Annotated in this window: 28 protein-coding genes, 2 tRNA genes and 1 pseudogene; 10 read left to right on the top strand and 21 right to left on the bottom strand. The window is 62.0% G+C overall.

The window, feature by feature from the left end:
* Positions 1 to 57: 57 nt before the first annotated feature.
* The 3 genes and pseudogenes from PMM47T1_RS05455 to PMM47T1_RS05450 all read right to left on the bottom strand — a co-directional run bounded on the left by PMM47T1_RS05455 (position 58) and on the right by PMM47T1_RS05450 (position 2,670).
* Positions 58 to 1,227, bottom strand: a complete 1,170-nt coding sequence (locus tag PMM47T1_RS05455; RefSeq protein WP_425225576.1) for a methyl-accepting chemotaxis protein — start codon at positions 1,225 to 1,227, stop codon at positions 58 to 60.
* 114 nt (positions 1,228 to 1,341) lie between these two features.
* Positions 1,342 to 1,617 (bottom strand): annotated as a pseudogene (locus PMM47T1_RS30780) (PAS domain-containing protein); the annotation flags it as partial.
* A 159-nt stretch (positions 1,618 to 1,776) separates the two neighbouring features.
* Complete coding sequence (locus PMM47T1_RS05450; RefSeq protein WP_008366563.1) at positions 1,777 to 2,670, bottom strand: LysR family transcriptional regulator; 894 nt, start codon at positions 2,668 to 2,670, stop codon at positions 1,777 to 1,779.
* Between the two features lie 255 nt (positions 2,671 to 2,925).
* Here PMM47T1_RS05450 and speB point away from each other — a divergent pair, with 255 nt between their 5' ends.
* From speB to PMM47T1_RS05420, 6 genes are all read left to right on the top strand, one after another.
* Positions 2,926 to 3,876 (top strand): agmatinase, encoded by a 951-nt coding sequence (gene speB / locus PMM47T1_RS05445; RefSeq protein WP_008366562.1) that lies wholly within the window; start codon positions 2,926 to 2,928, stop codon positions 3,874 to 3,876.
* Positions 3,877 to 3,886: 10 nt separating this feature from the next.
* Complete coding sequence (locus PMM47T1_RS05440; RefSeq protein WP_008366561.1) at positions 3,887 to 4,294, top strand: YybH family protein; 408 nt, start codon at positions 3,887 to 3,889, stop codon at positions 4,292 to 4,294.
* 50 nt (positions 4,295 to 4,344) lie between these two features.
* Complete coding sequence (locus tag PMM47T1_RS05435) at positions 4,345 to 5,844, top strand: purine-cytosine permease family protein (protein WP_008366560.1); 1,500 nt, start codon at positions 4,345 to 4,347, stop codon at positions 5,842 to 5,844.
* Positions 5,845 to 5,996: 152 nt separating this feature from the next.
* Positions 5,997 to 7,376: a sodium:solute symporter gene (locus PMM47T1_RS05430; RefSeq protein ID WP_008366559.1), complete on the top strand. Its 1,380-nt coding sequence runs from the start codon at positions 5,997 to 5,999 to the stop codon at positions 7,374 to 7,376.
* Between the two features lie 120 nt (positions 7,377 to 7,496).
* Positions 7,497 to 7,724, top strand: a complete 228-nt coding sequence (locus PMM47T1_RS05425) for a hypothetical protein (RefSeq protein WP_008366558.1) — start codon at positions 7,497 to 7,499, stop codon at positions 7,722 to 7,724.
* Between the two features lie 10 nt (positions 7,725 to 7,734).
* Entirely contained in the window at positions 7,735 to 7,983 is a 249-nt protein-coding gene (locus PMM47T1_RS05420) for an acyl carrier protein (protein WP_008366557.1), read from the top strand.
* A gap of 32 nt (positions 7,984 to 8,015) precedes the next feature.
* On the opposite strand, the gene csrA is transcribed toward PMM47T1_RS05420, so the two are convergent.
* The 3 genes from csrA to PMM47T1_RS05405 all read right to left on the bottom strand — a co-directional run bounded on the left by csrA (position 8,016) and on the right by PMM47T1_RS05405 (position 9,728).
* A complete protein-coding gene (gene csrA, locus PMM47T1_RS05415; protein ID WP_008366556.1) occupies positions 8,016 to 8,225 on the bottom strand; it encodes a carbon storage regulator CsrA in 210 nt (69 codons plus the stop codon).
* Positions 8,226 to 8,403: 178 nt separating this feature from the next.
* The gene (locus tag PMM47T1_RS05410) at positions 8,404 to 8,736 is read right to left on the bottom strand and encodes a YnfA family protein (protein WP_008366555.1); all 333 of its coding nucleotides are present in this window, start codon (positions 8,734 to 8,736) and stop codon (positions 8,404 to 8,406) included.
* Between the two features lie 176 nt (positions 8,737 to 8,912).
* Positions 8,913 to 9,728, bottom strand: coding sequence for an SDR family oxidoreductase (locus PMM47T1_RS05405; protein ID WP_008366554.1), 816 nt, complete (start codon positions 9,726 to 9,728; stop codon positions 8,913 to 8,915).
* Positions 9,729 to 9,993: 265 nt separating this feature from the next.
* Between PMM47T1_RS05405 and PMM47T1_RS05400 the strand changes: the two genes are divergently transcribed.
* Positions 9,994 to 11,130: an OpgC family protein gene (locus PMM47T1_RS05400; RefSeq protein ID WP_008366553.1), complete on the top strand. Its 1,137-nt coding sequence runs from the start codon at positions 9,994 to 9,996 to the stop codon at positions 11,128 to 11,130.
* Positions 11,131 to 11,136: 6 nt separating this feature from the next.
* Here the strand turns inward: PMM47T1_RS05400 and nadA are convergent, their stop codons facing one another.
* Positions 11,137 to 12,195: a quinolinate synthase NadA gene (nadA, locus tag PMM47T1_RS05395; protein WP_008366552.1), complete on the bottom strand. Its 1,059-nt coding sequence runs from the start codon at positions 12,193 to 12,195 to the stop codon at positions 11,137 to 11,139.
* Positions 12,196 to 12,612: 417 nt separating this feature from the next.
* On the opposite strand from nadA, the gene PMM47T1_RS05390 reads away from it, so the two are divergent.
* Together PMM47T1_RS05390 and PMM47T1_RS05385 are read left to right on the top strand one after the other, a co-directional pair.
* Positions 12,613 to 13,437 (top strand): sugar phosphate isomerase/epimerase family protein, encoded by an 825-nt coding sequence (locus PMM47T1_RS05390; RefSeq protein WP_008366551.1) that lies wholly within the window; start codon positions 12,613 to 12,615, stop codon positions 13,435 to 13,437.
* Positions 13,438 to 13,502: 65 nt separating this feature from the next.
* Positions 13,503 to 14,597 carry a hypothetical protein gene (locus tag PMM47T1_RS05385; protein WP_008366550.1) on the top strand — a complete coding sequence of 365 codons (1,095 nt, stop codon included), beginning with the start codon at positions 13,503 to 13,505 and terminating at the stop codon, positions 14,595 to 14,597.
* Position 14,598: 1 nt separating this feature from the next.
* On the opposite strand, the gene PMM47T1_RS05380 is transcribed toward PMM47T1_RS05385, so the two are convergent.
* Genes PMM47T1_RS05380 through PMM47T1_RS05370 form a run of 3 tightly spaced genes read right to left on the bottom strand, consistent with a single transcriptional unit; the run spans position 14,599 to position 17,467 of the window.
* On the bottom strand, positions 14,599 to 15,480 hold the full coding sequence (locus PMM47T1_RS05380) for a DMT family transporter (protein WP_008366549.1): 882 nt from the start codon (positions 15,478 to 15,480) through the stop codon (positions 14,599 to 14,601).
* 2 nt (positions 15,481 to 15,482) lie between these two features.
* A complete protein-coding gene (locus tag PMM47T1_RS05375; RefSeq protein ID WP_008366547.1) occupies positions 15,483 to 16,232 on the bottom strand; it encodes a 2OG-Fe dioxygenase family protein in 750 nt (249 codons plus the stop codon).
* Positions 16,229 to 17,467, bottom strand: a complete 1,239-nt coding sequence (locus PMM47T1_RS05370; RefSeq protein WP_008366545.1) for an argininosuccinate synthase-related protein — start codon at positions 17,465 to 17,467, stop codon at positions 16,229 to 16,231. Before PMM47T1_RS05370 ends, PMM47T1_RS05375 begins: the two co-directional genes overlap by 4 nt.
* 143 nt (positions 17,468 to 17,610) lie before the next feature.
* Here PMM47T1_RS05370 and PMM47T1_RS05365 point away from each other — a divergent pair, with 143 nt between their 5' ends.
* Entirely contained in the window at positions 17,611 to 18,501 is an 891-nt protein-coding gene (locus PMM47T1_RS05365; protein WP_238536600.1) for a LysR family transcriptional regulator, read from the top strand.
* Between the two features lie 63 nt (positions 18,502 to 18,564).
* Here the strand turns inward: PMM47T1_RS05365 and PMM47T1_RS05360 are convergent.
* From PMM47T1_RS05360 to ybgC, 11 genes are all read right to left on the bottom strand, one after another.
* A tRNA-Lys gene (locus PMM47T1_RS05360) sits at positions 18,565 to 18,640 on the bottom strand.
* Between the two features lie 146 nt (positions 18,641 to 18,786).
* Positions 18,787 to 18,862, bottom strand: a tRNA-Lys gene (locus PMM47T1_RS05355).
* A gap of 63 nt (positions 18,863 to 18,925) precedes the next feature.
* Positions 18,926 to 19,600 carry a 7-cyano-7-deazaguanine synthase QueC gene (gene queC / locus PMM47T1_RS05350; protein ID WP_008366540.1) on the bottom strand — a complete coding sequence of 225 codons (675 nt, stop codon included), beginning with the start codon at positions 19,598 to 19,600 and terminating at the stop codon, positions 18,926 to 18,928.
* 85 nt (positions 19,601 to 19,685) lie between these two features.
* Positions 19,686 to 20,333 carry a 7-carboxy-7-deazaguanine synthase QueE gene (gene queE, locus PMM47T1_RS05345; protein WP_008366537.1) on the bottom strand — a complete coding sequence of 216 codons (648 nt, stop codon included), beginning with the start codon at positions 20,331 to 20,333 and terminating at the stop codon, positions 19,686 to 19,688.
* A gap of 163 nt (positions 20,334 to 20,496) precedes the next feature.
* The gene (ybgF, locus tag PMM47T1_RS05340; RefSeq protein WP_043300737.1) at positions 20,497 to 21,327 is read right to left on the bottom strand and encodes a tol-pal system protein YbgF; all 831 of its coding nucleotides are present in this window, start codon (positions 21,325 to 21,327) and stop codon (positions 20,497 to 20,499) included.
* 6 nt (positions 21,328 to 21,333) lie between these two features.
* The gene (gene pal, locus PMM47T1_RS05335; protein ID WP_008366533.1) at positions 21,334 to 21,831 is read right to left on the bottom strand and encodes a peptidoglycan-associated lipoprotein Pal; all 498 of its coding nucleotides are present in this window, start codon (positions 21,829 to 21,831) and stop codon (positions 21,334 to 21,336) included.
* 52 nt (positions 21,832 to 21,883) lie between these two features.
* A complete protein-coding gene (tolB, locus tag PMM47T1_RS05330; protein WP_008366532.1) occupies positions 21,884 to 23,185 on the bottom strand; it encodes a Tol-Pal system beta propeller repeat protein TolB in 1,302 nt (433 codons plus the stop codon).
* Complete coding sequence (tolA, locus tag PMM47T1_RS05325; protein WP_043300736.1) at positions 23,182 to 24,270, bottom strand: cell envelope integrity protein TolA; 1,089 nt, start codon at positions 24,268 to 24,270, stop codon at positions 23,182 to 23,184. The genes tolB and tolA overlap by 4 nt, the downstream gene beginning before the upstream one ends.
* Positions 24,267 to 24,719: a protein TolR gene (gene tolR, locus PMM47T1_RS05320; protein WP_008366529.1), complete on the bottom strand. Its 453-nt coding sequence runs from the start codon at positions 24,717 to 24,719 to the stop codon at positions 24,267 to 24,269. Before tolR ends, tolA begins: the two co-directional genes overlap by 4 nt.
* Before the next feature lie 14 nt (positions 24,720 to 24,733).
* Positions 24,734 to 25,429, bottom strand: a complete 696-nt coding sequence (gene tolQ / locus PMM47T1_RS05315; protein WP_008366527.1) for a protein TolQ — start codon at positions 25,427 to 25,429, stop codon at positions 24,734 to 24,736.
* 2 nt (positions 25,430 to 25,431) lie between these two features.
* Positions 25,432 to 25,887 (bottom strand): tol-pal system-associated acyl-CoA thioesterase, encoded by a 456-nt coding sequence (ybgC, locus tag PMM47T1_RS05310; protein WP_008366525.1) that lies wholly within the window; start codon positions 25,885 to 25,887, stop codon positions 25,432 to 25,434.
* Between the last annotated feature and the right edge of the window lie 30 nt (positions 25,888 to 25,917).

Here is a 25,917-nt window from a genome sequence, read left to right as displayed (position 1 = left end):
AACTCGACCTCTGTAGGGGCGGACAGGGTTCGCTCCTACAAGGAAAACGTTGCCTTATTAGCGGCTGAATCGCTCGGCCAGGCTGTGCAGGTATTCGGCCATGCGCTCCAACTCCTGGCTGATCTGCGCGCCCTCTCGGGCCTGGCTGGCGCTGCGGTCGCACAGTTGCGCAATGCGGGTGATCTGCTGGTTGATGTCCTCGGCCACATGGCTCTGTTGCTCGGAGGCTGTAGCCATTTGCTGGCTCATGCCAGTGATGCGGCTCACTGCCTGGGTGATGCCCACCAGCGCGGTTTGCACCGCCTCGACGCTCTGCACACTGTCACGGGAAATTTCCTCGCCGCGATTGGCCGTGGCCACGGCGCGATCGGCCCCTGTTTGCAGCGACGTAATGATCTGGTGAATCTGCTCGGTAGAGGTACGGGTACGCATGGCCAGCGAGCGCACTTCGTCCGCCACCACAGCGAAGCCACGGCCCTGCTCCCCTGCCCGCGCTGCTTCGATGGCCGCATTGAGCGCCAGCAGGTTGGTCTGTTCGGCAATGGCGGTGATCACGTCGGCGACGCTGCCAATGGATTGGGTTTGCTGGGCCAAGTCGTTCACCGCCTGGCCAATCTCGCTGACCGCGGAGCTCATCAGGCCCATGGCCTGCAGGCTTTGCTGGGCCAGGGTGCTGCCCTGCTGGGCGAGCTGGTCGGCATCGGCCGCCGCCACGGCGGTATTCTGCACGTTGTGTGCGACTTCCTGGATGGTGGCGGCCATCTCGGCAATGGCGGTGGCCGATTGATCGGTTTCGCTGCGCTGGCGGTCCAGCAGTTGCGCCTGGGCGCCCGACAACCCGGAAGACTGCGAGGCCCGCTCGCGCACACTGACGCCAGCGTCCACCAGCCGCGTGAGGGCGGTTTGCAAACGCGCTTCCTCGCTGAACATGGCCAAGTCCAGCCGCCCCTGGGCGCCGGGTGTGTCACTGTAGGTCAAGGCCACCAGGGCACTGGTGAAGGATTTCGGGTGTTCGCCCAATGTGCGTTCGATGTCGCGCACCTGGCGGCGCTCGGTCAGGGCCCAGGCGCCCACCAGGCTGGCCAGTACCACCAGCAACGCCGGGTAGCCCTCCAGCAGGAAATGGCTCAACACCGACACCACCGCCGCCGCCAGGATAGGCCAGCCGCGCTGGAACGCTTTGCCCAGGCGCACCAAGGGTGAAACCGGCGATTTGCCGGCGCGCATGCGTGCGTAAAGCTCGGTGGCACGACCGATCTGCTCGCGGCTGGGCACCGAGCGCACCGACTCGAACCCACTGATGCGGCCGTGCTCGTAAATGGCCGTGACGTAGGCGCTGACCCAGTAGTAATCGCCGTTCTTGGCGCGGTTCTTCACCACGCCCATCCACGGCTTGCCCTGCTTGATGGTGTCCCACATGTGCGCGAAAACGGCCGGCGGCATGTCCGGGTGGCGCACCAGGTTATGCGCCTGGCCCACCAGCTCGTCATAGGTGAAACCACTGATATTGACGAATGCCTCGTTGCAATAGGTGATGTGGCTGTTGAGGTCAGTGGTGGAAATCAGCCGCTGTTCGCTTGAAAACGTGCGTTCGTGTTCGCTAACGGGCAAATTCATGCGCATCTGGGCGGTCCCTGCTGTAGATGAAAAAAGTCATCAAGCCCTGAAAGGTGTAGCAGAGCCTTTCAGGGTTGTAGGGACGTTCGACGCGGCACGTTTCAAAAAGCGCACAAATAATGGCCTCTGGCCGCCGCGACCCATCGCCACAGGCACCCATCAGACAGGCGTGAGCTGTGCCTTGAGCAGGTCGCGGAAGGTCTGGATCAACGGCTCGCGGCTGCGTCCCCGGCGGGTGATCATGGAAAATGGCGCCTGATAGCCGAACGTCGCCGGCGACAACACCCGCAGGTCGCCCTTGTCTGCCCATGGCTGGGCGTAGTGTTCGGGCAGGTAGCCGATGTAGGCCCCGGACAGCACCAGAATCAGCTGCGCTTCCATGCTTTCCACGGTGGCGGCGCTGTGCTTGAAACCATGGCGGGCCAGTTCCGCCTGGCTCCAGTAACCGCGCCCGACCATGCGCTGCTGGGTGATGACTTGCTCGGGAATGCGCCGTTCGGCGTACAACGGGTGGCGATTGCTGCAATACAGCCAATGCTGCTCGCGGTACAGCGGCTGATAGACCAGGCCGCTCATGCGCGTGGAGAACGCGCCGATGGCCAGGTCCAGGCGGTTTTCCTGCACGCCCAGTTGCAGCTCGTAGGGGCTGGACACCGACAGGTGCAGGTGCACCGCCGGGTGTTCCTGGCAATACGCCCCGATGGCCTCGGCGAACGGCAGGGCGCGGTCACTGACGGTGGAGTCGATGACACCAAGGTTGAGCGTGCCGCGAAGCTCGCCCTTGAGCGCGGCGGCGTACTGCTCGAAGCCTTCCATTTCGGCCATCAGGCGCAGGGTTTCCTGATGGAACAGTTCGCCCTTGCTGGTGAGGCTGAAGCCGCCGCGGCCGCGATGGCACAACACAATGCCCAGCGCCGCTTCCAGCTGGCTCATGTAGGTACTGATGGCCGAGGTGGACAGGTTCAGTTCCTGCTGGGCGTTGGCGAAGCCCTGGTGGCGGACGACGCTGACGAAGATGCGCAGCAGTTTCAGGTCGGGAAGTGCGTTGGCCATGGTGGTCGTTCTGTGTTGTTTCAGGGCGGGGCCGTTTCGCGGAGACGGTCTGCCCCTGCAGGGAACGCGAAACCGGCAGGAGCGAAGCGTGTCCGCGAAGAAGGCAATACCAGTGTAACGGCATTACTTCAGAAAAATCTGAACTAAGTATTTCTCGGTAGCGATTCTTCTCGGTCACTACCTTTTGCAGACTCCGCCTCAACGTGCCGGTTTCTGCCGAGCTCAAAGAAAAAAGACAAACGATGAGGGTAACCCGTGGACAAGATTCTTCACCAACCACTGGGCGGTAACGAAATGCCGCGTTTCGGCGGCATCGCCACCATGATGCGCCTGCCGCACCTGCAAACCGCAGCCGGCCTGGACGCGGCCTTCGTCGGTATTCCCCTGGACATCGGTACCTCGCTGCGCTCCGGCACCCGTTTCGGCCCTCGCGAGATTCGCGCCGAATCAGTGATGATCCGCCCCTACAACATGGCCACCGGGGCCGCGCCCTTCGACTCGCTGTCGGTAGCCGACATCGGTGACGTGGCAATCAACACCTTCAACCTGCTCGACGCCGTGCGCATCATTGAAGAAGCCTACGACGAAATCCTCGAGCACAACGTGATCCCGCTGACCCTGGGCGGCGACCACACCGTGACCCTGCCGATCCTGCGTGCCATCCACAAGAAGCACGGCAAGGTCGGCCTGGTGCACATCGACGCGCACGCTGACGTTAACGACCACATGTTCGGCGAGAAAATCGCCCACGGCACCACCTTCCGCCGCGCCGTGGAAGAAGGCCTGCTGGACTGCGACCGCGTGGTGCAAATCGGGCTGCGCGCCCAGGGTTATACCGCCGAAGACTTCAACTGGAGCCGCAACCAGGGTTTCCGCGTGGTGCAGGCCGAAGAGTGCTGGCACAAATCGCTGGCCCCGCTGATGGAAGAAGTGCGCGCCAAGGTCGGTGACGGCCCTGTTTACCTGAGCTTCGACATCGACGGCATTGACCCTGCCTGGGCACCTGGCACCGGCACCCCCGAAATTGGCGGCCTCACCACCATTCAGGCCATCGAGATCGTGCGTGGCTGCCAGGGCCTGGACCTGATTGGCTGCGATCTGGTAGAAGTCTCTCCGCCCTACGACACCACCGGCAACACCTCGCTGCTGGGCGCCAACCTGCTGTACGAAATGCTCTGCGTACTGCCGGGCGTGGTGCACCGCTGAGGACATGACCATGAGCGCAGAACAACAAGTACTTCAAGCTGCCCGCGACCTGGTCACCGCCTTTGCCAGCAACGACCGTGAGGCCTATTTCGGCGCCTTCACGGCCGACGCCAGCTTTGTGTTCTACACCCTTGCGCAACCGTTGCTGTCCCGCGATGCCTATCGTGAGGTGTGGGACGGCTGGCGGCGCGAGGATGGCTTCGAAGTGATCGAATGCACTTCAAGCAACGCGTGCGTCAGCCTGCAAGGTGACGTGGCGATATTCATGCATGACGTGGCGACACAGCTGCGCATGCAAGGGGAGATGTGCTTTAGCCAGGAGCGCGAAACCATTGTGTTTCGCCAACAACAAGAAGGCCATTGGCTGGCCTGCCACGAACACTTATCCGCCGCACCCTCGACACTGCCCTCCCCTTAGCCGCCGCGCCGCCCGCGAAGACGGGCGCCACGCAATGATCGGAGCAGATCATGAACAATAACAACAGCACGAACAGCATCAGCCAGATAGAAACCTTCGGGGTCGAGCAGATCCCGGACCACGAAAGGAATGCCAAGCCCCTCGACCTGTTCCGCCTGATCTTCGGCGGCGCCAATACTTTTTCCACCGCAGTGCTGGGCAGCTTTCCGGTGCTGTTCGGCCTGTCGTTCCAGGCCGGCCTGGTGGCCGTGCTGTTGGGCACCCTGGTAGGCGCGCTGATCCTGGCGCCCATGGGGCTGTTCGGCGCCATCAACGGCACCAACAATGCGGTGTCCTCCGGTGCGCACTTCGGTGTGCACGGGCGCATCGTCGGCTCGTTCCTGTCGCTGCTGACCGCCATCGCGTTCTTCTCGCTGTCGGTGTGGAGCTCGGGTGACGCCCTGGTGGGCGGCGCCAAGCGCCTGATCGGGCTGCCGGAAACCGACCTGACCCTGGGCCTGACCTACGGCCTGTTTGCGGTGCTGGTACTGGCCGTGTGCATTTATGGCTTCCGCTTCATGCTGTGGGTCAACAAGATCGCCGTGTGGACCGCCAGCCTTCTGTTCCTGTCGGGCATCGCCGCCTTCGCCGGTGCATTCGACGTGAACTACGCCGGCACCGTTGCCCATGGCCAGGCCGGCTTCTGGGCCGCGTTCATTGGCGCCTCGCTGGTGGCCATGAGCAACCCGATCTCGTTCGGTGCGTTCCTGGGTGACTGGTCGCGCTACATTCCGCGCACCACCTCCAAGGCACGCATCATGGGCGCGGTGATCTTCGCCCAGCTGGCCACCTTGCTGCCGCTGATGTTCGGCCTGGCCACCGCAACCATCGTCGCCACCCAAGCGCCGGACTACATCGCCAACAACAACTACGTGGGTGGCTTGCTGGCGGTATCGCCGGGCTGGTTCTTCCTGCCAGTGTGCCTGTTGGCAGTGATCGGCGGCATGTCCACCGGGACCACCTCGTTGTATGGTACGGGCCTGGACATGTCCAGCGTGTTCCCGCGCCTGCTGTCGCGGGTGCAGGCCACCTTGTTGATCGGCCTGATGTCGATTGCCTTCATCTTCATCGGCCGCTTCGCCTTTAACCTGGTGCAGAGCGTGTCCACCTTTGTGGTGCTGATCATTACCTGCACCACCCCTTGGATGGTGATCATGCTGATCGGCCTGCTGATGCGTCGCGGCTGGTACTGCCCCGATGACCTGCAAGTGTTCACCCGTGGTGAACAGGGTGGGCGCTACTGGTTCCACCACGGCTGGAACTGGCGCGGCCTGGGTGCGTGGATTCCCAGCGCGCTGGTGGGCCTGTGCTTCGTCAACCTGCCGGGGCAGTTCGTTGGCCCGCTGGGCAACCTGGCCGGCGGCATCGACATCAGCCTGCCGGTAACCCTGGGCCTGGCGGCCGTGGTGTACCTGACGTTGCTGAAACTGGTTCCGGAGTCGGCCGCGGTCTACGGCCCAAACGGTGTGCGCGGTAGCGCGCCGATCGCTGCAGGTGCCACCCCCGCATAACCCGTAGCTGCCGTCAGGCTGCGAAAAGGTCCGCAGGCCCTTCAGCGATGTCATGTCGACCGCTGGCGCGCTTTGCGCGCCTTCGCAGCCTGCTGGCAGCTCTACGGGACTGGTATTCCAACTATAAGAAATAAACGCGGAGAAGTTTTCCCATGGCTTTAGATATTTTCGTTGTCGCGATCTACGCGGCTGGCATGTTGCTGCTCGGCTGGTACGGCATGCGCAAGGCAAAAACCCATGAAGACTACCTGGTGGCCGGTCGCAACCTGGGCCCGTCGCTGTACATGGGCACCATGGCCGCCACGGTATTGGGCGGTGCTTCCACCGTGGGTACCGTGCGGTTGGGCTATGTGCACGGCATTTCCGGTTTCTGGCTATGCGCGGCGCTGGGCCTGGGCATCGTCGCCCTGAATCTGTTCCTGGCCAAGCCGTTGCTGAAACTGAAGATCTTCACCGTCACCCAGGTGCTGGAGAAGCGCTACAACCCCATGGCCCGACAGGCCAGCGCTGTGATCATGCTGGCCTACGCGCTGATGATCGGCGTGACCTCCATCCTGGCCATTGGCACCGTGCTGCAAGTGCTGTTCGGCCTGCCGTTCTGGCTGTCGGTGCTGGCCGGCGGTGGCGTGGTGGTGGTGTACTCGACCATTGGCGGCATGTGGTCACTGACCCTCACCGATATCGTCCAGTTCGTGATCAAGACCGTGGGCCTGATGTTCATCCTGTTGCCCATCTGCCTGTACCGTGTGGGCGGCTGGGACCAACTGGTGGCCAAGCTGCCGGCGTCCAGCTTCAGCTTCACCAGTATCGGCTGGGACACCATCATCACCTACTTCATGATCTACTTCTTTGGCATCCTGATTGGCCAGGACATCTGGCAACGGGTGTTTACCGCCAAGAACGAAAAAGTAGCCGTGTACGCCGGCACCACCGCCGGTATCTACTGCATTTTCTACGGCCTGGCCTGCGCCCTGATCGGCATGGCCGCCCACGTGTTGCTACCGGACCTGGACAACGTCAACAACGCCTTCGCCGCGATCGTCAAGGTCAGCCTGCCTGACGGCATTCGCGGCCTGGTGATTGCCGCAGCCCTGGCCGCCATGATGTCCACCGCCAGTGCCGGCCTGCTGGCCGCCTCCACCGTGCTCACCGAAGACCTGCTGCCAAAGCTGCGCGGCGGCAAACAATCGAGCCTGGGCATCAACCGCCTGTTCACCCTGCTGACCGGCCTTGTGGTACTGGGTATTGCCTTGGTGGTGACTGACGTGATCAGCGCCCTGACCTTGGCCTACAACCTGCTGGTGGGCGGCATGCTGATCCCATTGATGGGGGCTATCTTCTGGAAACGGGCCACCACCGCAGGGGCCATCAGCAGCATGGGCCTTGGGTTCATCACCGCGCTGGTATTCATGTTCAAGGATGGCCTGGACGCCAATACGCCCATCTACTACAGCCTGGGTGTTGGCCTGGTGAGCTTCGTGCTTGTCAGCCTTCTGTCACGCCGGCCTGCATTGGCCGCCAAACTGGCCTAATCTGTTGAAAAAAGCCGCATCCCCATGAGGATGCGGCACATCATAAGGATAGGCCGCTGTTGTTCTGACAGTACCGCAAACGAATTGCTGAACGGAGCGCGCACGCATTCGAGGTCTGCCATGAACCGAACAGACATTCAGCTGTATATCCACAGCACCATCGAGCAACAACTGGCCGCGCAGCAAAGCGATGCGCCACATCTGGACCTTGCCCAGCTGTTTAACTGCCTGGAACGCCTGTTCGGCGTTCAACTGGACCCCGACCGTGTATTGCGCCAGGTCAGCACCATCAACGACCTGAGCCGCGTTATCCAGAGCATGACGCTCCCCGACCGCGCTTCAGCGTAGGAAAGCGACCATGCCACGATTCGGTATGCGCAAGACCGTGCACAACTTCATCAGTGATTTCCTGCGCGACGGTGACTTCCATGACGACGTCAGTCTTGAGTCGCTGGGGTTGGACAAGGCGGACATCATGATGCTGATCACTCGCCTGGAAGACGAATATGGCCTGACGGCGTTTACCAGCGAAGAGGACAAGCTGCTGGAGCAGGCCGTCACGGCCAACGACCTATGGAAATTCCTGCAGGAGATAAACAGGCACTGACATCCCCAGACAGGCACTGCTGAAGGTTGTGATTATGGATGTTCGCAAGGTTCCGGTGGCAGTGCCGCCTGCTTCGCCGCCTGGGCCATGATGCGCCTGAACACTTCGGCGCGATGGATCTCGATGTGCTTGGGCGCCTGAACGCCAAAGCGCACCTGGTTGCCGCGAACCTCCAGTATCTTCACCCAGACTTCGTTGCCAATGGCTATGGATTCACCCACTCCTCGCGTCAATACCAGCATCGTCCCGCCCTCGTTTCATTGAATGAATCACGAGACTGCGCCGCGCCTTGACCGCTATCAACACCTACGGATCAAAACAGGATTGCCCTACACAGTTTGGCGAAATGCCCTACAGAAACGTCTGATGAAATAGCGTAGGACTGCACGAATCCGGACTGTTTTGCACGCTGTTGCATGCTTATGAACTGTGCAAGCGCGGGCCCCACAGGATGATGCTGGCGCCAATCACGCACAGCACTGCCCCCAGCCAGTCGCTGCCCGCCGGGCGCACGCGCTCCACGACCGCCAGCCAAGCCAGTGAAGTGATGATATAGAGCCCGCCGTAGGCCGCGTAGGCGCGCCCGGCATACGCCGCTTCGACGCGGGTGAGCAACAGGGCGAAGCAGGTCAGGCTGAGCAACGCAGGCACCGCCCACCAGGCGCTCTTGCCCAGGCGCAGCCACAGGTAGAAGGCGTAGCAGCCGGCGATCTCGAACACCGCCGCGAGGAAGAACCACAGGTAATTGAGCATGGGAGCGTCCTGTAAAAGGCAGGATCTTCCCTGAGTTGCGCCCCAGGCGCCAGCACGGCCGCGGCAGCCGCGTGCAGCCGCGGCCGCCAGGCTGTGCAGGCCAGCGGCCTTGCTGACACTTTCAGTGAACGCCAGGGCCCCGCGTAGCCTGGCGGCAGCGGCAGTGTGGGCCTGCTTCAATCAGCGCTGGGGCGGGCCTTGGCGCGCATTTTTTCCGCCATGCTGGCCATTTCGTTGTAAAGCAATTGCGGGTTCTGTTGCTTGAGCTGCCAGGCCATGCGCCCCTGCTCGTGGGGCAGGATCATGAACTGGCCCTCGGCCACCTGCTGGTAGACATAATCGGCAATGTCCGCCGCGCTGATGGGCGAGCTTTCCAGCAGCTTGCCCACTTGGGCTTTCATGGCCGGCGTGGGGCCACGGAACGAGTCGAGCAGGTTGGTCTGGAAGAACGACGGGCACACCACGTGCACCCCCACTTCCTGCTGGCGCAATTCCACCAGCAGGCTTTCGGACAGCGCCACCACACCCGCCTTGGCCACGTTGTAGTTGCTCATGGCCGGGCCTTGCATCAGCGCGGCCATGGAGGCGATGTTGATGATCTTGCCTTTGCTTTTCTCCAGCAACGGCAGGAACGCCTTGCAGCCCTTGACCACGCCCATCAGGTTGATTGCGATCTGCCAGTCCCAGTCTTCCAGTTGCAACTCGCTGAAGAAGCCGCCAGAGGCCACGCCGGCGTTGTTGACGATCACGTCGATGCCGCCCAGCTTTTCTTCACACGCTTGGGCCAAGGCCGTCAACTGACTGTAGTCGCGCACATCACAGCGCTGCACGAAGCCATCGCCGCCCGCCTCGCGCACCCGTTTCAGGGTTTCCTGCAGGCCGGCCTCGTTGACGTCCGACAACGCCAGGCGCCAACCCTCGCGCGCCCAGCGCAGCGCTATTTCGCGGCCCAGGCCCGAACCTGCGCCAGTGATCATCATGCGATTGTGCATAGCCAATGCCCTGTTGTTCCTTGAATGGTAGGGCCCAGTCTAGTGAAGGAAGGCGCAAGCCTCATGCACCATCAGGTTAGTGAATGGGTGATGCAAACCACCGCTTTGCGACGCCTTTGTGACATTCAGTAATAACCCGGCTTTTGCAATCACCCGGAAAAAACGCCAACCTCCCCGCCGCTGATCGGCCACCCGGGTTTTGACGGAACCTGCAAGGCCGTGCGCCTCTCCTTATTCAACCACTTATCGATCAAGGCCAATCATCATGATCACCCGGCGCGACCACCGCATCGACTTCTATCGTGGCTTGGCGCTGGTCTTCATCCTGTGGGATCACATACCGCAAAACCCGCTCGCCAACTTCACCGCGCGCAACGTGGGCTTCAGCGATGCCGCCGAGATCTTTGTGTTCCTGGCCGGTTATGCCGCCGTGCTGGCCTACGGCAAGATCGCCCTGCGCAGCGGTTACCTGATTGCCACGGTGCGCATCCTGCGACGCGCCTGGGTGCTGTACGTGGTGCACATCTTCCTGCTGGTGCTGCTGATGGGCATCATTTTCGTTGCCAACAGCCATGTCGAAACCCGCGACATGATCCAGGAAATGAACCTCAACTATTTCATCCTCAACCCCCAGCAGGCGCTGGTGGATGAGTTGCTGCTGCGTTTCAAGCCCAACCTGATGGACCCGCTGCCGTTGTACATCGTGCTGCTGGCCGGGTTGCCGCTGGTGCTGCCCCTGCTGATCAAGCACACCGTGCATACCGTGGGGTTGTCGCTGGCGGTGTACGGGCTGACCCAGTGGTTTGGCTGGAACATTCCGGCCCACGGCAATGGCCTGTGGTATTTCAACCCGTACGCCTGGCAGGCGCTGTTCGTGCTGGGCGGCGCAGCGGCGTTGCACAGCCAGGCGCCCCAGGTGCAGGACCTGCGCCCATTGCGCCAGCAGCCGCTGTTCATGACCTGCGCGGTGGTGGTGGGTATCAGCGCGTTCATTGTGCTGAGCTGGCGCTGGCCGGCGCTGCACGATGCGTTGATGCCGCAATGGATTGCCGAACGCCTGTACCCCATCAGCAAGACCGACCTGGCGCCGGTGCGCCTGCTGCACTTCCTGGCGATGGCCTATTGCGTGGCCAAGCTGGTGCCGTCGGGCCAATGGCTGCAGCACTGGCTGGTACAGAAAGTGGCGATGATGGGCCGCTATTCGCTGGAGGTGTTTTGCCTGAGCGTGCTGCTGGCGCCGCTGGCGGACATGGCCAATGCACTGGGCGGTGATCGCCTGCCCATGCAGGTTGCCACGGCCCTGGCGGGGTTGGGCCTGATGCTGGCCTTGGGGCAGTGGCTGGACCTGAACCGGCGCCTGACCAGCCCACCACCGGCGGCGGGCGTGGTCAGCCAGGCCTGAAGCGGCTCAGGCGTTGCCAGCAACCTTCATGCGCGCCGCTTGCGTGAAGTCGAGCATGCGCTTGAGCGGGCGAATGGCCTGGGGAATCAGCGCCGGGTCGACGATGATCTCGTTGCGGCCTTCGCGCAACGCGGTCAGCGTGCGCTCCAGGGTGTTCATGGCCATCCACGGGCAATGCGCGCAGCTGCGGCAGGCCGCGCCGTTGCCCGCCGTAGGCGCCTCGACGAAGATCTTGTCCGGGCACAACTGCTGCATCTTGTAGAAGATGCCGCGGTCGGTGGCGACGATGAACGTCTTGTTCGGCAAGCGCTGGGCAGCGGCAATCAGCTGGCTGGTGGAGCCCACTGCATCGGCCAGCTCAATCACCGACTCCGGCGACTCGGGGTGCACCAGGATGGCGGCATCCGGGTAAAGGGCCTTCATGTCTTCCAGCTGACGCCACTTGAACTCTTCGTGAACGATGCACGAACCGTCCCACAGGAGCATGTCGGCACCGGTCTGCTTCTGGATGTAGCGGCCCAGATGCTTGTCGGGCCCCCAGATGATGGTCTCGCCGTTGTCCATCAGGCTTTCGACGATTTCCAGCGCGCAGCTGGAGGTCACTACCCAGTCGGCACGCGCTTTCACGGCCGCCGAGGTATTGGCGTACACCACCACCGTGCGCTCCGGGTGCTGGTCGCAAAACGCCGAGAAGTCCTCCACCGGGCAGCCCAGGTCCAGCGAGCAGGTGGCATCGAGCGTGGGCATCAGCACGCGCTTTTCCGGGGTGAGGATTTTCGCGGTTTCTCCCATGAAGCGCACGCCGGCCACCACCACGGTCTTGGCAGGGTGGTTCTTGCCGAAGCGGGCCATTTCCAGGGAGTCGGACACGCAACCACCGGTTTCCTCGGCCAAGGCCTGGATCACTGGGTCACAATAGAAGTGGGCCACCAAGACTGCGTCCTGAGCCTTGAGCTCGGCAGCGATGGCAGCGCGGTAGTCGGCTTCCTGCTCGGGCGTCAGCGGCTTGGGCTGCTTGGCGTCGAGGTGGGCCTGGACCAGAAGGCGTTCGGAAATCTGCGTCATGTTGGCAAGACCTGCAGGCGCTTGTGCGCGAAAGTCGAGTATACCACCCGAGCTTACGCGAGCCTGGGCGTGTTTCGCTGGCGGTACATACCGCCGCGCCGAGGAAGGCTACAGCCAATGAGATGATTTCCAAAGATTTTTTTCAAGCCGCCGGGCACGCCGTGCGGGCGTTGGTTGCCCGGCTGCACTCAACCACGTGGCTGCGGCCGCTTCCCATCGGACAGACGGGCGGATGGTCGGCGTTTTTTCGACACGTTGACTGGCCAACCCACACACCCTGCACTAGCCTCTGTTTTGCCACGCAATTTCCATTGCCTGCGCCCTCTCGCCCGCACCGGGCCGGGGCGGTAGCCTGCCCACCTTTTGCCTCGCCCCACCTTGCCCAGTGCTCACGTCCGACAGCCCGGAGGCACGACCATGCGGCTCGCACTCTCCAGCATCGCCTGGGAACGGGCGGATGACATCGCCGTCAGCCAGTTGCTACAGCGCTTGCAGATCGACGCAATCGACATCGCGCCCAGTCAGTATTTTCCCAACCCGCAGCACGTGTGCGAAGCACGGGTGGCCCAGGTGCGCCGCTGGTGGCGCTCGCGAGGCATCGAAATCACCGGCATGCAGTCACTATGCTTCGGTACCACGGGGCTGAACCTGTTCGCCGGCGCACACAGCCAGGCCGCCCTGTTGCTGCACCTGACTGCGGTGTGCCGTATCGCCGCCGGCCTGGGCGCCACCCGGCTGGTGTTCGGCTCGCCGAAAAACCGCGACTGCAATGGCCTGGGGGCCCAGCAAAGCCTGGACATTGCCACGGCCTTCTTTCGCCAACTGGGCGACATTGCCCACGACCACGGGGTGACCATTTGCCTGGAGCCGGTGCCGGCGCGCTACGGCGCCAACTTCATGCTCACCAGTGCAGAGACGGCCGAAGTGGTGCGGCGCGTGGCCCATGGCGCAATCCGCATGCAACTGGACACCGGTGCCCTGACCATCAACGGCGAAGACGTTGCCCGGGTGTTGCATGAGTGCAGTGAGCTGATCGGCCATGTGCATGCCAGCGAACCCGGCCTGGTGCCACTGGGCGATGGCACCACGGACCATCCGCGGGTGCTGGCCGCGCTGCGCGGTTACCTGCCCCAGCATGTGGTGAGTGTCGAGATGCTCACCGGCCGCGGTGAGGCGTCGTTGCCTGCGATCGAGCGCGCCCTGCGGGCTGCCACCCGCTACTACCGGCATCCGGCGTCGTAACCTCACCCCAGCTGTAGCCTGCGGCAGCGGCCACAGGGTTTCGAACTTTATCGAAGGGGGCTTTCATGAGCAGCCAGGCCTTGCCCACTGCACGCAGTTGCTTCGCCCCTGGCCTGCTGGCCAGCGTCTACCTATGCCTGTGTTTTGCCCCACTGGGCGCACGCTTGCCGTTTACCGTACCGTCGCTACGGCTGTGGACCTTGGCGATTGTGTTGCTGCTGGCATCGGCACTGGCAACCGCGCTGCGCCCTTGGCGCCATGGGTGCTGGTTGCTGGCCTTGGTGGTGTTCGGGCATTGCCTGGGCAGCCCGGTACTGTTCAGCGAAATCACCTTTCACCTGCTGGCCTTGAGCACAGGCTTTCTGCTGGTGCTGGCCATTGTTGCCAGCCAGTCTGGGCACCCCGTTGAGGCGATGCTGTGGCTGGTGAGCGGGTTGTTGTCCTGGGTGTACATGCAGCCCCATAACCTGTCTGACAACGACGCCTGGTCTGCCGCGCTGAGCGCCTATGGTGCGCCGCTGATGGGCGTTTCGGTGGCTGCGCAATTGGCCTTGCTCACGCGTTTTGGACACGGCCTGGCCCGCACCCTGAACCGCGCGTTCCTGCTGGCGCTGGGGTTGTTGCTGTTTACTCACCTTACGGGCCTGCTGCCTCTGGGCAATGCTCGGCAATGGCTGTGGCTGGTGGCCATGAGCATGGTGATGGACGCGCTGGTAATCGCCCAGTTGCTGGCAACACCGGGGCGGATGCCGCGATGGCTGGGGTGGCTACTGGTGGCGCTGCTGGCCTGCCATTTGCTGATGCCTTCGGGCGATGCGCGCTATGGCTACCCGGGGAAAGACAGCCTGTATCAACAGGTGTCGGCGTTGCCAGCCAGCGAGATTCTGGTGCAACGCTGGGCGCAAGCGGCCGTGGCCCGTTACCGAGCGCTGGACCCGGGCCTGGCCAGGCACCGCTTTGTGCAAGCAGGCTCGATCGATGCCTTGTTCCAGGCCCGGCATACCCAGGCGTTTTACCTGCTGGGTGCACCGCTGGACCTTCAGCACAACACCAGTGGCCTGGACGCTGGGCTGCAACGGCAGGTGGACCGTTACCGTTGCCGATACACCTGGAACGCGGCGATCAGCGACGGCAGCGTGCTGCACCTTTCCTGCGGGTGAGTCAGGCTGGTACCGGCGCCTTCACCACTTTCTCTGGGCGCCCACCCACCAGCGCCGCAATCAGGATCAAACCGCCGCCACACCAAGCCAGCGGCGTCAGTTGCTCGTTGAGCCACAGCACCGCGAAGCACGCCCCAAACAGCGGTTCGGAGCCCATCAGCAGCGCCGCGCGTGTGGGGCTGGCATGTTGCAGCGCGTAGTTCTGTGCAAAGAAAGCAAACAGCGTGCAGAACACCACCAGGTAGACCGTCGCCGTCCAGAACGACACCTCGGTGGGTAACGCCGGCACGCCGCCGGTGGTCAGCAACAGAATCAGCAAACTGCCAAAGCCCACTACCCCCACCTGCACCGCCGTCAGCGCCAACGCGGGTATCTTGACGTTCTGCAGCAGGTACTTGGTGGAACACACCATGAACGCGCGCAACAGTGCCGCCAGGATCATCAACCAGTCACCCAGGTTCATCTCAACTTGCGAGGCGCCGGTGAGCATCATCGCACCCACCAGCGACAGGCACGCAATGCCGATGGCCTCGGCGCTGGGACGGCGGCGAAACACCGCCCACTCCACCAGGGGCGTCAGCACCACGCACAGGCTGATCAGGAAGGCTGCGTTGCTGGCAGTGGTCAGGTGCACGCCATAGGTCTCGCTGAGAAAAATCCCCAGCAGGATGGTGCCCAGCGCGAGCCCAGGTAGCAGTGCCTTCTTCAGATGCCCGCGCAGTGCCGGCAACAACAGCACAAAGGTCATGATGAAGCGTACGCTCAGAAAGCCCATGACCGGGTAGAACACCAGGGCACCCTTGGCCACGCCGTAGCTGGTACCCCAGATGAACGCCACCAGTAGCAACATGATTTCGGCGATGCGTATTTTCGATAACGACATATTCAACCCCCCTTGCGGGTAAAGGCGATGACCAACGCGTCGCGGTGGCCCTGGCGCCCGATTTCCAGGCTATTGATGGGCGAGACCTCGTGCATGATCTGCTGGTCATCGCCGACGATCATGTCAAGGCCATTGGCCAGGGTCACTTCGCACAGTGTCTTGTTCAGCGGGTTCGAGACCCGCGTGGTACCGCCGGTGATACCGACCCGGCGAATCAGCAGCATGACGATATAGTCCACCCCATCACGATGCCGCCCCTCGGGGGTCGGTTTGCCCTGCTCGGCATCGTTGGTCACGATGCGGTAGGGGTGCAGGCGGATGTTCCAGTCACAGGTGGCCCCCGCCGCGCGGTCGAACACCCGCGCCATGCCGCTGAGCAGTGCGGTGAAAAACGGATGCTCGACCATGCCGTCTTCCAGCGGCAGGAAGTGCCGGGCCACACCCCCGTTGAGGGTGTTGATGTACCTGGCCTGCTCGTACGGTGCATGGGGCAACTTGTGCAGGCTGCCGCCGACCCGATAGTCGAACTCGCTGTAGCGACGCAAGCGATAGGTGCCCCTGTCGGCCATGTACTCGTCCAGCACCAGGCCATCCCAGTAACTGGCGAACTCGGCCCAGCTGTCGGCATCCAGGTTGAAGCGCTGGGCCAGGCCCTGACCGTCGCGGTAGGCCCAGCCGTGTTTGTTGATGTCGTCGCCCATGGACTGGACGGCTTGGGCGTCCAGCACGATTTGCGCACAGGCAAGGCTCATGGGCTTACTCCTTCAGCCTGCGCCGCGCTGCGCAGCGGGCGGCGTGCATGCTGTTCGGCCAGGCTGCGGCTGCCACGTTCACGAGCGATGTCCTTTTCCCACTGGTCGCGGTCGGTGAGGTACAACGCTGCCGGCGCCTTGATGGCGGCCAGTTGAGCGCTGCCCTCGCTCAACTGCAGGGTCACTTTGCCGGTCACCGACGCGGCCGTGTGGGCAATGAATGCAGTGGCGGCGCCATGCAGGGCGCCGAACCAGCGGCCCTCGATGGCTTCGCGCACCCACAGCTGTTCCTGGGTGATCTTTTCACGGATCAGCTCGGCATCCAGCACCGCCGTTTCCAGGGTGCGGTAGGCCTGCAACAGTACGGCCGCCGCCGGCGCCTCGCGCACCTCCAATACCTTCTCGCCACCTTCCAGGTGTTCCAGCCCACTGTAGCGGCCTATCTGGAAGCACCCCGCCAAGTGGTTGAGCTGGTGAATCAGCTCGATCAACGGCAGGATCTGCCCGTTCAGGGCAAACGGCCGGCCGCCACGGAACTCGATCTCCAGGCGATCCACTTCGCGAGGCTGGCGGGCGCGGGTCCAGCGGTAGATATCGGGCGACACGGTGAAGTCTTCCGGGTTGTCCAGGCAGCCCGACTCGTATTCGCGCACCCACAGGTTGGCGTCGCCACTCATGCCCCGGGTCTGAAAACCGCTGAGCCCGGCGGCGCTCAACTGCGCCACTTTTTCCTGGCGGGTCAACGCCGAGTATTCGTAAGGGCTGCCCGTGAAGCCGGTGTAGCCCAGCTGCTTGATGGCGCCATTGAGGCGGCGCAGGCTGTTCTGCGACTGGTTGGCGGTGTGCAGCAACGCGCCGCAACCCAGCTTGTGGGCGGTTTCCACAGCGAAGCGGGCAATGATGGGCCGCGACAATGACGAGCTGATCGGGTACATGCCCAAGTATTGCGCCTGGGCCTGAATGGCCGGCAGCACAGCCTGTTCAACGAACGCGGAGCGCCCGTCCACCACCATCAGCGTGGCCCCGAAGAAGTTTGTGATGCGTTCCAGTTCCGCGTAATCTGCCCCTTCATCCAGATCCACTGCCAGCGCCGTGACCTTGCAGTCGAGCTTCGACAGTTGGTACAGCAGGTAACTGCTGTCCAGGCCACCGCTGAACAAAGTCAGTACATGGGGCGTGCGTTCGGCTATGAAAGCCAGGTCATCCAGGCTTCGAACATCCATTTCTCGGGTCATGCAGCGGGCTCTCCTGAGGCCAGTGAGTGAGATTGCAACCAGTGCCCGGATTATCGACGGCCCCGTGACTGGCTATTAGCCCAGCTTTCAGGACAACAGTTTTGCGCCACGAGAACGAATCAACCAATCGGCTGATGCCGTACATGTCGGTGTTTGTGAAGGTGGTAGAGCTGGGCAGCTTCTCTGCGGCCGCCGAGCAAGTGGGGCTGACCGCCTCGGCGGTGAGCCGGCAGATCGCCACGCTGGAAAGCGCCCTGAGCGTCAAACTGTTGGAACGCACCACGCGCAAGCTGCGCCTCACCGAAGTGGGCACCCAGGTGTTCGTCCGTTGCCAGGAAATGGTGGAGTCCGCGCGCGCCGTACAGGAAATAGCCGAGCGCTTCGTCAGCAGCCCCCAGGGTTTGATCAAGATCAGTGCGCCCAAGGCCTTCGGCAAAATCATCATCAGCCCGCTGATACCCGAGTTCCTGCGTCTGTACCCGCAAGTGGACGTGCAACTGATGCTCAGCGACCAGCCCGGCGCCCTGATCAGCGACGACTTCGACCTGCTGGTGCGCATCACCGATACCCCGCCCCTGGGCCTGGCCGCCCGCCCGTTGCTCGACGTGCACCACGTGCTGTGTGCCAGCGAACATTACCTGGCGCAGGCCGGCACGCCGGTGCACCCCGAAGACCTGAGCCATCACAGTTGTATCTACCTGGGCGAAACCCCCAGCGACAACCGTTGGCAACTGCGTCACGCGCCTAGCGGCGACAAGGTGACCGTCAACGTCAAAGGCCGCTTCGTCAGCAACCACAGCGAGGTGCGCCTGAATGCTGTGCTGGCCAACCTGGGCGTGGGTTGCCTGCCCTTCTTCACCGCTGCCGAAGCCTTGGCCAACCAGCAGATAGTCGAAGTGCTGAGTGACTGGCGCTACGAGACCACTTACCACGGCAAGGCCTGGATTCTGTACCCGCCCAACCGCTACCTGCCGCCCAAGTGCAGGGCGTTGATTGATTACCTGGCGGACCATATCAACAGCGCCACGCACTAAAAATCACAGACGAAAAAAAGCCGGAGAACACGATGTGTTTTCCGGCTTTTTTCTTGATGCATATGGTGGGTCGTGTGGGATTCGAACCTACGACCAATTGGTTAAAAGCCAACTGCTCTACCAACTGAGCTAACGACCCGCTGTGTTGGGGTGCGCATAATACTGGTTTATAACGCAAATTCAAGACTTTTTTGCAATGACCGCGTCATTTGATCAAGGCAAGAAAATCGAGGACGAAAAAAAGCCGGAGGCGCTGAACGCTTCCGGCTTTTTTCTTACCGCATATGGTGGGTCGTGTGGGACTCGAACCTACGACCAATTGGTTAAAAGCCAACTGCTCTACCAACTGAGCTAACGACCCGCTGTGTTGTTGGGCGTATAATACTGATTTCTAACGAGAATTCAACAAGTTATTTGAAAAAGATCAAAAATAGCGCGTTGGGTCGCTGACACCGGCCGCCGCGAAGCCTTCTGCGCGCAGGCGGCAGCTGTCGCATTTGCGGCAGGCGCGGCCCTGATCGTCGGCCTGGTAGCAGGAAACAGTAAGGCTGTAGTCCACGCCGTGCTCCATACCGGCCTTGACGATGTCAGCCTTGCTGAGGTTTTGCAGCGGCGCCTTGATGCTGAAGCCCTGCCCTTCCACGCCCGCCTTGGTGGCCAGGTTGGCCATGCGCTCGAACGCCTCGACGAACTCGGGGCGGCAGTCCGGGTAGCCGGAATAGTCCACGGCGTTGACGCCGATGAAGATGTCCCGTGCGCCCAGCACTTCTGCCCAGCCCAGGGCCAGGGACAGGAACACCGTGTTGCGCGCCGGCACGTAGGTCACCGGGATGCCCACGGTAGGCGCCTCGGGCACGTCGATGCTGCTGTCGGTGAGGGCCGAGCCGCCGATGCCGTTCAGGCTCAGCCCGATGACTTTGTGCTCCACCGCCCCCAGGTCCTTGGCCACGCGGGCGGCAGCGTCCAACTCGGCGCGGTGGCGCTGGCCGTAGTCGAAGCTCATGGTGTAGCAGCTGTAGCCTTCGGCCTTGGCCATGGCGACGACGGTGGCCGAGTCCAGGCCGCCGGAGAGCAGGATTACCGCTTTTTTGTCAGTCATGTCTGGTGTCCTTCGATGAGGCTGCGAATGCGGCTGTGACCGCTGCCGCCAGGCCGCGGCTACAGGTTCGTGTTGGGCCTGCGAATCAGCGGCCGGGTTCGTCGTTCCACAGCAGTTTATGCAATTGCAACTGGAAGCGTACAGGCAGGTTGTCAGCGACGATCCAGTCTGCCAGGTCGGTGCCGCTCAGCTCGCTCTTGCTCGGCGAGAACAGTACATCGCTGACGCGACGGTCCAGGCCGTACTGAATGAGCTTGGATACCGCCCAGTCATAGTCGTCCCGCGAGCAGATCACAAACTTGACCTGGTCATTGGGGGTCAGCAACTCGATGTTTTCGTAGCGGTTGCGATGCGACTCTTCAGAGGCCGGGGTTTTGAGGTCCAGCACCCGGCTGGCGCGGGTGTCCACCTTGGAGATGTCCAGCGCACCACTGGTTTCCACCGACACTTCATAGCCGGCATCGCACAGTTGCTTGATCAGGGGGATGGCATTGGGCTGGGCCAGCGGCTCACCGCCGGTGACGCAGACATAGCGCGGCTTGAAGCCGGCCACTTGCTCCATGATCGATTCCAGGGTGCGAATGGTGCCGCCGGTGAAGGCGTAGGCACTGTCGCAGTACTGGCAGCGCAAGGGGCAACCGGTCAGGCGTACGAAAACCGTGGGCAGGCCCGCGGTACGAGTCTCACCCTGCAACGAGTAGAAGACTTCGGTAATGCGTAATGTGTCTTGCATAGGGTCCACGGGCGGGACAGCTAAACAGGCTGACCGCCTCCGTTGGGCACTTCGAAGAACCCGCCAACGCGTAGTTCAGGGAAGCGTGTTCGAATAAAAGGGCAACAATTCTAACGAAAAAACCCGCGACAAGCGCGGGTTTCTTCAAGTTGGCAGTGCCAGCTTACATTTTCTGCAGGTCACGCTGCGCCAGTTGGGCAGCGGAGGTGCCAGGGTATTGGCTTACAACCTGCTGAAGAATGCCTTTGACGCGGTCGGTATGACCCAGGCGACGCTCGACATCAGCCAGCTTGTACAGCGAATCCGGCACCTTGGCGTGCTTGGGGTACAGCTGGCTGACCTTGGCAAAAGCCTGCCCGGCGCCTTGCAGGTCACCCTTGGCCAGGTTCACTTCACCCAACCAGTACTGGGCGTTACCCGCGTACTGGCTGTTGGGGTATTTGCGCAGAAAGGCGGCGAACGCCAGGCTGGCCTTGTCGAAGTCCTTGGCCTTGATCAGGTCGAAGGCGGCATCGTAGTACAGTTTTTCCTTGGCCGGGTCACCCGGCTCGGTGCTGGCCGCAGGCGCCTGGGCGGCTGCTGACGGAGGCACCGGGGTACCGGCGGCGTTTACATCGCCACCGGCTTGAGAATTCTCGGAAGGCGCGGCGGCTGCAGGTGCAGTGCCGGTTCCAATGCGACGATCGAGTTCCTGATAACGCTCCAGACCCTGCTGTTTAAGCTGCTGGATATCGTTTTGCTGGACTTCGACCTGTCCGCGCAAACGCGCGATGTCTTCCTGCATTTGCTGCAGTTGCATGAACAGCTGGCCTTGCGCAGACACCGGGGCTTGCGCCCCGGAGTCAGCGTAGGCGCCGCTCGTGCCATAACCCGATGGCGGATTACTGCTGACCCCATTGCTGGAACCATCACCATCAACCACAGGAACCTCGGCCCATGCCACGAGTGGCAAGGCGAGAGCCAGAATAGTTACAGCACGGCGGCACGTTCGCATATCGAATTACTTACGCAGTTCGACGCGACGGTTCTGAGCCCACGACTGTTCGTCGTTGCCAGTTGCAACTGGACGCTCTTCGCCGTACGAAACGACTTCCAGCTGAGCTGGCGAAACGCCTTGCAGGACCAGGTAGCGTTGAACGGCTTTCGCACGACGCTCGCCCAGAGCCATGTTGTACTCGCGAGTACCGCGTTCGTCGGTGTTACCTTCCAGTACGACGTGAGCGCCATTGGCTTTCAGGTCTTTAGCGTGGACGTCCAGAGCGCGCATGGCTTCTGGTTTCAGGTCCGAGCTGTCGTATTCGAAGTAGAAGGTGGTGATTGCGCGCAGAGCAGCTTCTTCGCTCAGGGAGCCATCAACGGCACCGGTGTTTGCGCCGTAACCAGCGTTAGGGTCTACAGCTGCTTGACCAGCGTTGTCGCCGCCTTTCGAAGAGCAACCTACAGCTACAGCCATGGCCAGAGCCAGCGCAGCAAACTTACCAAACTTCAGCATTTCCATCGTGAAACTCCTAATGAACCCCAATGTGTTAAGTAAAACGTGTAGCGCCGCGTCAGTTCAGGTAAGGGGACCAGGACGGTTCTCTGACTTCGCCTTGAGCGGTAGGAAGCGGGAGCCTCACGCGGCCGTTTAGCGACACGAGCATCAAGACTCCCCGGCCCTGCTGGCGGGTGGCGTAGATTACCATGGTGCCGTTGGGCGCAACAGTAGGCGACTCATCAAGACTTGAATCTGTGAGAATTTTTACCGTTCCACGCTCCAGATCCTGCGAAGCAACCTTGAAGTTGGTGAAACCGTCCTGGCGATGGATCATGACCAGGGTCTTTTCATCGGCAGAAAGTTTCGGGTTGGCGTTGTAGTTGCCAATAAAGGTGACGCGGGTTGCACCGCCACCGCCCAGCGACTGTTTATAGATCTGTGGCTTGCCACCGCGGTCGGAGGTGAAATAGATGGTGGAACCATCTTTACCCCAGAACGGTTCGGTGTCGATGGCCGGATCATTGGTCAGGCGGGTGAGGTTGCGCGAAGCCAGGTCCATCACGTAGATCTCGGGGTTGCCGTCCTTGGACAGCACGAACGCCAGCTTGCTGCCGTCAGGCGAGAACGCGGGTGCGCCGTTGAGACCTTCGAAGTTGGTGATCTGCTGACGCGCACCGGTATCGACGTTCTGCACGAAGATACGTGGGCGCTTCTGCTCGAACGACACGTAGGCAATGCGCTTGGCATCCGGTGCGTAACGCGGTGACAGGATCGGCTCGCGCGATTGCAGCAGGGTGACCGCGCGGGCGCCGTCGTAGTCCGAACGCTGCAAGGTGTAGCGAGTGCTGTTGGTGCTGAAACGCTCGGCAGTTACATAAAGGAGGCGAGTGGAGAATGCGCCCTTGATGCCGGTGAGCTTTTCAAACGACTGGTCGGAGATGTAGTGCGCCATGTCGCGCAGTTGATCGACGCTGCCCGACACGCTGCCGGTCAGCACAGGCTGCTGGCTGCTGACGTTGAGCAGTGCATACGACACCTGCAGGCGACCGCCGGCCGGGGTGATGCTGCCGACCATCACGTACTGGGCACCCAGGGCCTGCCAGTCACGCCATACCACTTCGCTTGGCTGCGACGGGGTGCTGATCATGTTCTGCTTGTCGATCGGCGAGTAGTAACCCGAGTTGCGCAGGTCGTTGCCGATGATCAGTGCCATGTCCTCGGGCAGCACGGAGCCGCCCTGGAAGCCGAAGGGCACGACGGCGATCGGGGTGGCCCGATCGCTGCCGCTGGTGACCAGAATGTTCTTTTCATCTGCCTGGGCAACGGCTGCAACGCAGCACAGTGCAACCAGCAGTCCTCGAAGAAGGTTAATCACAAGGCAAGGTCCTCAGGGGTGAATGTCATCTTGAAATTGCGGTAAGGGTTGAAATCACTCGGTTTCAGGCCCTGCATTTCGGTTAAACGACCGATGTTCTTGACCGCTGCCACTGCCGACGCATCGAACGGACCATCGCCACTGCTCTTGGCCACGGTAACGTTGGTGACGGTGCCGTCAGGCAACATGTTGATCTGCAGTACCACTGTCATGTTCTTGCGCGCAGACGGTGGGCGAGCCCAGCCTTCGGCAGCACGGGAACGGATCAGGTCATCGAAGTTGCCTGCGGTCTGGTCGCCCTGCTCGTCCGCCAACGCCTGCTGGCGCTGAGGTGTATCGGACAGCAAGTCAGCCAATGCCTGCGCCTTCTTGTCTTCAGCGGCCTTGCGGGCTGCTGCCTGAGCCTTCTTCTTGGCGTCGTCGGCAGAAGCCTTCTTCGCGTCCTCGGCGGCTTTCTTCTTCGCCTCCTGCGCAGCTTCGGCCACTTTCTTGGCGTCGTCCGCGGCCTTCTTCTTGGCGTCCTCGGCGGCTTTCTTCGCAGCGTCGGCGGCCTTCTTGGCGTCTTCCTCGGCTTTTTCCTTGGCCTCGTCCTCAGCTTTCTTCTTGGCGATGTCGGCCTGCTCGGCTTTTTTCGCTTCGGCAGCCTTCTTGGCGTCGTCGGCTTTCTTCGCCGCGTCCGCCGCGGCGGCCTTGGCGTCGTCGGCAGCAGCTTTCTTGGCGTCGTCGGCCTTCTTGGCTTCCTGGGCTTTTTGAGCGGCTTCTTCCTGCTTTTGTTCCGCAGCCTTGTCAGCTTGCTCCTGCTTCTCCTGCTCGACCTTTTTCTGTTCCATCTGCTCGACTTCCGTCTGCTTGGCAGCGGACTTCTTGGCCTCCCCGGCAATCTTCTGATTGGTCTGGGTGGTGGCCTGGCTCTTCGATTTCAGCTGGTACAGAGTAGCCTGGACGATGGGCCTGGCAGGCGGCAGATCCGGGGTCATGGCAAAGCTTATGAACAGCATGCCAAAAATCAGGATATGCAGGGCAATGGCCCAGACACTGGGCCAGAAATAGCTTTCCGAGGCGGAGGGCTCTCGTTGTCGCATCAGGGGGCCTCGGTAATCAGGCCGACGTTACCGACACCCGCTTTCTGCAACCCGCCCATGGCACCCATGACCGCGCCGTAGTCCACAGACTTGTCGCCGCGAATGAATACCTGGGTGCGTTTGCCGCCTTCGTTGCCGGCGCGAATGATCTTGGTGACGGCGTCGGTCATGGCAGGCAGGGTCATCGCCTTGTCCTGGACCTTGTCGGCATCGACTTCGCTGCCAAGGTTCCAGTAGTAGGTCTTGTCAGCCTTGATCGAAATGGTCAGGACCTGGGTGTTGTTGTCCTGCGGCAAGGCTTCGCTGGAAACCTTTGGCAGGTCAACCTTCACGCCCTGGTTGAGCATTGGTGCGGTGACCATGAAGATAACCAGCAGTACCAACATCACGTCGATGTAGGGCACCACGTTCATCTCGGCGACCGGCTTGCGTTTCTGGCGAACTCGGGCCATGGGTAATTACCTGCTCACTCTTCGCTGGTGTGCACTTTACGGTGCAGGATGGCCTGGAACTCGTCAGCGAACGTGTAGTAACGGCTGATCAAGGTTTCGCTGCGCGCGGCGAAGCGGTTGTAGGCGATAACCGCCGGGATGGCCGCGAACAGGCCGATGGCAGTGGCCACCAGCGCTTCGGAAATACCCGGGGCAACGGTGGCCAGAGTGGCCTGTTGGGCGCCAGCCAGGCCGCGGAAGGAGTTCATGATGCCCCACACGGTGCCGAACAGGCCGATGTAGGGGCTGACCGAACCGACGGTGGCCAGGAACGGCAGCGTCTGCTCCAGTTTTTCTTCTTCACGGGAAATGGCCACGCGCATGGCACGACCCACGCCGTCCATGACCGCGTCCGGGTCTACACCCGGCTGCTGGCGCAGGCGCGAGAATTCCTTGAAGCCGGCACGGAACACCTGCTCCACGCCCGAATCCGGATCAGGGTTGCTACCCGCCTGACGGTACAGCTTGGACAGGTCGATGCCCGACCAGAAACGCTCTTCAAACGAATCCAGTGCACGGCGGCCGGCACGGATGAGTGCGCTGCGCTGAAAAATCATGACCCATGAAGTGACCGATGCGGCTACCAGAATCAGCATTACCAGCTGTACAACCACGCTGGCATTGCTGACCAGGCTCCACATGGAGGTATGGTCGACGACGTTAGCTTCCACGCTTAATCTCCTGCTTTTGAGTGTGTACCCGGGCCGCCTGCAGCGGCAAAGGCCGCACGCAGAGCTTCGGGAATGGCCCGGGGTTTGAAAGTATCGGCGCGCACACAGGCCACCAAAAACTGCCCTTCGCAGAGCAGCGTCATATCCGCTGCGCGCCAGACCTGCTGCTTGAAGCGCAGGCTGGCACGGTTCAATTCAATTACTTGCGCAGTGACGAGCAACTCGTCGTCCAGCCGGGCCGGCACCAGGTAGCGCGCCTCGCTGGAATGCACCACGAACAGCAGGTTCTCGCGTGCCAGAACCGACTGCACATAACCCAGTTCACGCAGCCTTTCGGTGCGTGCCCGCTCCATGAACTTGAGATAGTTGACGTAATAAACGACGCCGCCCGCATCGGTGTCCTCGTAATAGACGCGACAGCGATGTGCGAACGACTCAACCCCATTTTGCGCGCGCATACTCTAGTGCTTACTCCTCAGGTTGCCAAT

The organism is Pseudomonas sp. M47T1 (assembly GCF_000263855.1).
Taxonomy (GTDB): Bacteria; Pseudomonadota; Gammaproteobacteria; order Pseudomonadales; family Pseudomonadaceae; genus Aquipseudomonas.
Note: the sequence above shows the minus strand (reverse complement) of the source record. Positions and strands in the feature narration are given on the sequence as shown.